We start from the raw sequence: 4,991 nt of genomic DNA on the forward strand, positions 1-4,991 counted from the left end.
CAAGTGGGACGAGCAGAACCGCAAGTGGGACGAGCAGAACCGCAAGTGGGACGAGATGCTCAAGGAAGTCCGCTCGATCAAGGTCAAGTCCGAGCAGTCCATTGGCGCCCTGGGCGCGCGCTGGGGACTCGCCTCGGAAGAGTCCTTCCGCGCTGCCCTCAGGGGCATCCTGCAGGGTTCCTTCGGCTTCGAGGTGCTCAACGTCAACGAGTATGACGACGAGGGCATCGTCTTCGGCCGTCCGGATCAGGTGGAACTCGACGTCGTCATCCGGGACGGAACGCTCATCCTCTGCGAGCTGAAATCCTCCGTGTCCAAGGCCGACATGTACATTTTCGAGCGCAAGGTCCGCTTCTACGAGAAGCGGCACCAGCGCGTCGCCGACCGGCGCATCGTCGTTTCGCCAATGGTGGACGCCAAGGCCCGCGAAGTGGCCAAGGCCCTGGAGATCGAGGTCTTTGGCTATGCCGAGGACGTCACCGGGCTGGCGTGAAGCCCGCTGACGGGTCGAGCCCACGAACCGGCTGCAAGCCTGCTCCGTCGGTTCGACGACCCTCGGTCGATGAGGCTTCCGGCTGTTCACCGGAGAAGTGGCGACCGGCCGTGGACATCGCCGCGCGCGCTGGGTATCGTCGACCCGCCCCCACCCGGACGGCGCCGCGGGCCGGCCCCCCGCCAGCCTGTCCCCGCGCCGCCGACCTTCGCGCCGATCGCAGAGAAGCCCGCCGATGCCCACCCGGACCGAAATCGCCGAATTCCTGGCCAGCGAATTCCCGCAGACCAAATGCACCGTCGAAGACGTCGGCCAGCGCAGCGCGACCGTCCGCCACGAAGTCGGCATCGACGAACTGCGCCCCGGCGGCACCGTCTCCGGCCCCGTGCTGATGGCCGTCGCCGACGTCGCGCTCTACGTCGCGATCCTCGGCGAAATCGGCATCTTCCCGCTGGTCGTGACCACCAGCCTGAACATCAACTTCCTGCGCAAGCCGTCGGCCAGCGCAGCGATCGTCGGCGTCTGCCAACTGATGAAACTCGGCCGTACGCTCGCCGTCGGCGAGGTCTCGCTGTACTCCGAAGGCGAGGCCGAGCCGGTCGCGCACGTCGTCGGCACCTATTCGATTCCCCCGGGAACGCGGCGCTGAACCGCGTCGCGGCGCAGCCCGGTCCCCGGCACGCTGCCCTGCCGGGCGAAGAAGGGAGGCCAGCGCCTCGACGACGCCTCAGGGTGAGGAAGCGCTGCGCCTGCCGCGGCTGGCGCGACCGCGACACCGTCGCGCGGCTCGCTGCCGCTGCCGCTGCCGCTGCCGCTGCCGCAAGCCAGTCTGCCCGCGACCGGTTTTCACGCGCAACAGGCCGCCGAGAAGGCGCCCAAGCCCGTCACCACGTTGCGTGACCTGGACGTCGCGCCTTCAGGTCCTGCCGTCGAGCGAACGACGGCGCTCCGGATCGAGCGTCGTCACGGCCAGGTCAGGCGGGCGCGGCGCGGGTCGCCGCAGCTTCCCGGGCCGCCGCTGGCGATTGCCCGCGCCGACGTGTCGAGGAGTTACGGGATGGCCTCAGGTGCGCCGACGCTTCGCGGCCAGTCCAGCGAGCATCCCGGCGGCCAGCAGGCCAAGCGTGCCCGGCACGGGCACGCCGTTCTGCTCGACCGTGATCACCACGTTGTCGAGGATCGCGCCGATGTTGTCACCGCCGTCGTTGGCAAACGACAGGCTGTAGTTCCCCGACGATCCCGGCGAGAACAGCAGCGACAGATTGAGGTACGCCGTCTGCGTATCCGGCAGGCTGTAGGCCAGTACCGACGTACCGAAGCTGACCGTACCCGTCTCGGTACCCGCGCCGCGACGGTTTCCGGCGAGATCGAAGCTCACGGTATAGGTGTTGCCCGCACTGAGCGCGAACACCCGTGACAGGATTCCCGCGTCGTTGCTGCTGCCATCGAGGTCGATGCACTTCTCGCTGCCGACGGGAAGGCAGAGTCCGGCAAAATTATTCGGACCGACGATGTCGACGGTCCCATTCGACACCGTCCAGCCGCTCGGGGTGGAATTCAGGCCCACTGCATTGGACTGGAAATCGTCGCTGAAGAACGGCGCGGCCTGCGCGCTGCTGGTCACTGCCGCGGCAACGACAGCGGCGAAAAGGAAGCTGCATTTCATCGATTCCGACTCCTCAAAAAAAAAAGCAACCGGTCTGTCCGCGTGACCCGGGCGGAACACCGCGGGAAAGATAACGCGATTCGACCAGAGCAAATTCCGGGCCAGCCCAATCTGGGGTTGATTGTCCCTGCAAAATCCGGGCATTGGATCGAGGTCCCGGCCGCCCCCGGATAGCGCTGTAAAGGAATCCGACAGATGCCGGGCGACCAGTCGTGACTTATTTCACGCCGCGCGATCGAGTCGCCGCGGCGGCGAGCGCGAACTCGCCCGGCGCGCCCAGGGCCTGCGCACCCCGATGTCACAGTGATCGGAGACCGGGAGCCGCGAGCCGAAGGTCGTCGTCGCCAGCGGCTCGTTTGCGCGTCAAGCGCAGGCTCGTTCCGGTCGCGTCGAGCGCATCGGGGCGAACGAGGTGGCCGGCGATCGTCTTCGACAGGCAGCGATTCAGTGGCGCCTGGTGCCTGCCCGGCGGGCCGGAATCTTCGCCGAAGCGGACCTCGATCAGCCGGTGAAGTCGGTCGTCCACGGCCCGATCCCTGCGCCCGGCCGCGGCACCTTGCCCGGCGGTCGGCGCCGGTGCAAGACGGGCGGCGAAGCCGACGAGCGTCGTTAACCGCGAACCCCGACCGGCACCGGGGATCGCCTTGCTGGGCGAGCCGCCCACGCGCGCTGCGCGAGCATGGCCAGCGTGTCGGAATGCGCCGAGAAGACGCGGGCAGCGCACCGATCGTCGGCGTCTGCCAACTGACGAAACGCGGCCGTGCGCTCGCCGTCGGCGAGGTCTCGCCGTACTCCGCGGGCGAGGCCGAGCCGGTCGCGCACGTCGTCGGCACCCATTGGATCCCCCCGGGACCGCGGCGCCGGGCCGCGCGGCGTCGCCGGATCCAGGCATGACCGCCCTGCTCCAGGTCCCTCGCACGCCTGAAGCTGCGTCGGGTTGCCGATCCTCGTGATAGCATCGACGCGCAGAAGAGCCATCGATCGACCATGCTTGCCGAACAAACCATTCTCGAAGCCGCCCGTCGTGCCGCCGCCGCTGCCGAAAGCCCGTTGCAGGTTTTCGTGTTCGGCTCGTATGCGCGTGGCGACGCCGATGCGGGCTCCGATCTGGACCTGCTGGTCGTCGAGCGCGACGTGCGCGACAGGGCGGCGGAATATCTGAAGCTCCATCGCGCCATCGGTTCGCTCGGCGTTGGCGTCGATGTCCTGGTGTTTTCACGCGAGGAGTTCGAGCGGCGCAGCCAGGTCCCCGGCACGGTGCCCTACTGGGCGAAGAAGGAAGGCAAGCTCCTCTATGACGCCACAGCGTGAGGAAGCCCTGCGCCTGCTGCGGCTGGCGCGACGCGACCGGGATACCTTCGACCTGCCTTCGCCTCCGCCAGCGCCGCGTTCGAGCTCGCCGCTCGACTGTCGCTGCCCCAGACTCCGACGTGGAAGCGCGGCGCTCGACGCTTCGAGCCCCATGCTCGACGGTTCGGGCTCGGCGCTCGACGGTTCGGGCTTCGATGTCCACCCTCCTCGAGCGAAAAGCTCGGGCAGCGGAGCATCGAGGGACACCGGCGAGGATCCGTACTCGACGCGTCGAGCTCCGTGCTCGACGGGTCGAGTTCCGCGGCCGAGGGTTCGCGCTCCGCGTTCGAACAGCGGAGCCCGCAGCCCGAAAAGCGGAGCCCTGGGGCCCGACCGTTCAGGCCTCGAGGCTCACAGCGCCTCCCCGATGCCGGTCAGTGGCCACCCCCCACTGACCGCCGGCCGGCGCGTCCTCGACGGCTCGGGATCCCCGCGCGAGTGCGCCACGGGACGCGCCACCTGCCCGGCAGGGTTCACTTGTCGGGCTTGTCGCCTTCCTTGCGCCGACGCGCGAGACGCGACGACATCGCCTCCTTCAGCGTCTCCAGTGCATCACCCTGGCCAAACACCTTCGCCACCGCGTAGCCGTCGAGAGCGAAGTTCATGATGTCGCTGCCCAGCGCCATTTCGGTATCCTCAGCCTTGGCCGCCAGCCGGCGCAACCGCGCGAACCGCGGACGCAGCAGATCGAGACTGCGCAGATCCGCCTCGGCTTCCGCGAAGTCGAATCCCGCCGGCAGGATCTGCCGATTCTCCGCGAGCACCACCATCGTCTGCCGGCAGAACGCCTCCGACCGGTCGCCCATCTTGCTCAGCGAACGTCGCTGATCGACCGACAACTCGATCAGCCCGGCAAGCTTCTCCTCGATGACCGCCAGCGCTGCATCGACCGCCGCGATGTCCTGGCTGGAAAGCTGCAGTGAAACCAGGTTCTGTGTCATGACGATACCCCTCTCCTGGAAAAATACCCAATGCTCCGGACGTAAACGACGCGGCAGCGCTCCCCCTGCGGGCGACGCCCTGACCGCGGGGACACAGTATCCCGCTGCGCCGGCGTGGCGGTCAACAGGCGTTTATACCGCCGCCGCCCGCTGCTTGCCGCGCGAACTCTCCGCGCGCAGGCATGTTCGTCAATCCTCGTACGCGGCCGACCCAGCCTCCTCACCAAGCGCCTGGTTCGTCGAGTGGCACAGCAGGCCGCGGGTCCGCGCGGACGTTGAGCTTGCCCTCCTGAACCGGCCCCGCTCGCCCGACGCTTGCCGAGGAACAGCCCCGCGCCCCCCATTCTGGGACACCAGAGAGCATCTGCCATCCCACCTACGCACAAACAAAGGTGGCGGCGTCAGGGCAGGTCACGTCTTGATCCCTCGTAATCTCAGGGCTGGGTTGCTACAGCTTCTCGCTAGAGTAGAAGGTAGATTAGACTCGTCTTAATCCCTTCGTAATCAGGGCTGGGTTGCTACCGACATGGACCCGCTGACG

The 4,991-nt window shown here is 67.9% G+C and carries 7 protein-coding genes; 3 read left to right on the plus strand and 4 right to left on the minus strand.

Annotated features, from left to right (window positions below):
• Together NFW05_RS04555 and NFW05_RS04560 are read left to right on the plus strand one after the other, a co-directional pair.
• Nucleotides 1–493 (plus strand): DUF3782 domain-containing protein (locus NFW05_RS04555; RefSeq protein ID WP_295303053.1); only part of this gene is annotated, 493 nt, incomplete at its 5' end.
• 235 nt (nucleotides 494–728) lie between these two features.
• Nucleotides 729–1,142 carry a PaaI family thioesterase gene (locus NFW05_RS04560; RefSeq protein WP_295303054.1) on the plus strand — a complete coding sequence of 138 codons (414 nt, stop codon included), beginning with the start codon at nucleotides 729–731 and terminating at the stop codon, nucleotides 1,140–1,142.
• Between the two features lie 414 nt (nucleotides 1,143–1,556).
• Here the strand turns inward: NFW05_RS04560 and NFW05_RS04565 are convergent, their stop codons facing one another.
• The 3 genes from NFW05_RS04565 to NFW05_RS18525 form a co-directional block, all read right to left on the minus strand.
• Nucleotides 1,557–2,303, minus strand: coding sequence for a DUF642 domain-containing protein (locus NFW05_RS04565; protein ID WP_295303055.1), 747 nt, complete (start codon nucleotides 2,301–2,303; stop codon nucleotides 1,557–1,559).
• A gap of 154 nt (nucleotides 2,304–2,457) precedes the next feature.
• The gene (locus NFW05_RS04570; protein ID WP_295303056.1) at nucleotides 2,458–2,685 is read right to left on the minus strand and encodes a hypothetical protein; all 228 of its coding nucleotides are present in this window, start codon (nucleotides 2,683–2,685) and stop codon (nucleotides 2,458–2,460) included.
• An 83-nt stretch (nucleotides 2,686–2,768) separates the two neighbouring features.
• Complete coding sequence (locus NFW05_RS18525) at nucleotides 2,769–2,996, minus strand: hypothetical protein (protein ID WP_311104688.1); 228 nt, start codon at nucleotides 2,994–2,996, stop codon at nucleotides 2,769–2,771.
• Nucleotides 2,997–3,146: 150 nt separating this feature from the next.
• Between NFW05_RS18525 and NFW05_RS04580 the strand changes: the two genes are divergently transcribed.
• A complete protein-coding gene (locus tag NFW05_RS04580) occupies nucleotides 3,147–3,470 on the plus strand; it encodes a nucleotidyltransferase domain-containing protein (protein WP_295303057.1) in 324 nt (107 codons plus the stop codon).
• A 512-nt stretch (nucleotides 3,471–3,982) separates the two neighbouring features.
• Here the strand turns inward: NFW05_RS04580 and NFW05_RS04585 are convergent.
• Nucleotides 3,983–4,450 (minus strand): hypothetical protein, encoded by a 468-nt coding sequence (locus NFW05_RS04585; RefSeq protein ID WP_295303058.1) that lies wholly within the window; start codon nucleotides 4,448–4,450, stop codon nucleotides 3,983–3,985.
• Nucleotides 4,451–4,991: the final 541 nt, after the last annotated feature.

The sequence above is a fragment of the Accumulibacter sp. genome, from assembly GCF_023806625.1.
In the GTDB taxonomy this organism is placed as follows: domain Bacteria; phylum Pseudomonadota; class Gammaproteobacteria; order Burkholderiales; family Rhodocyclaceae; genus Accumulibacter.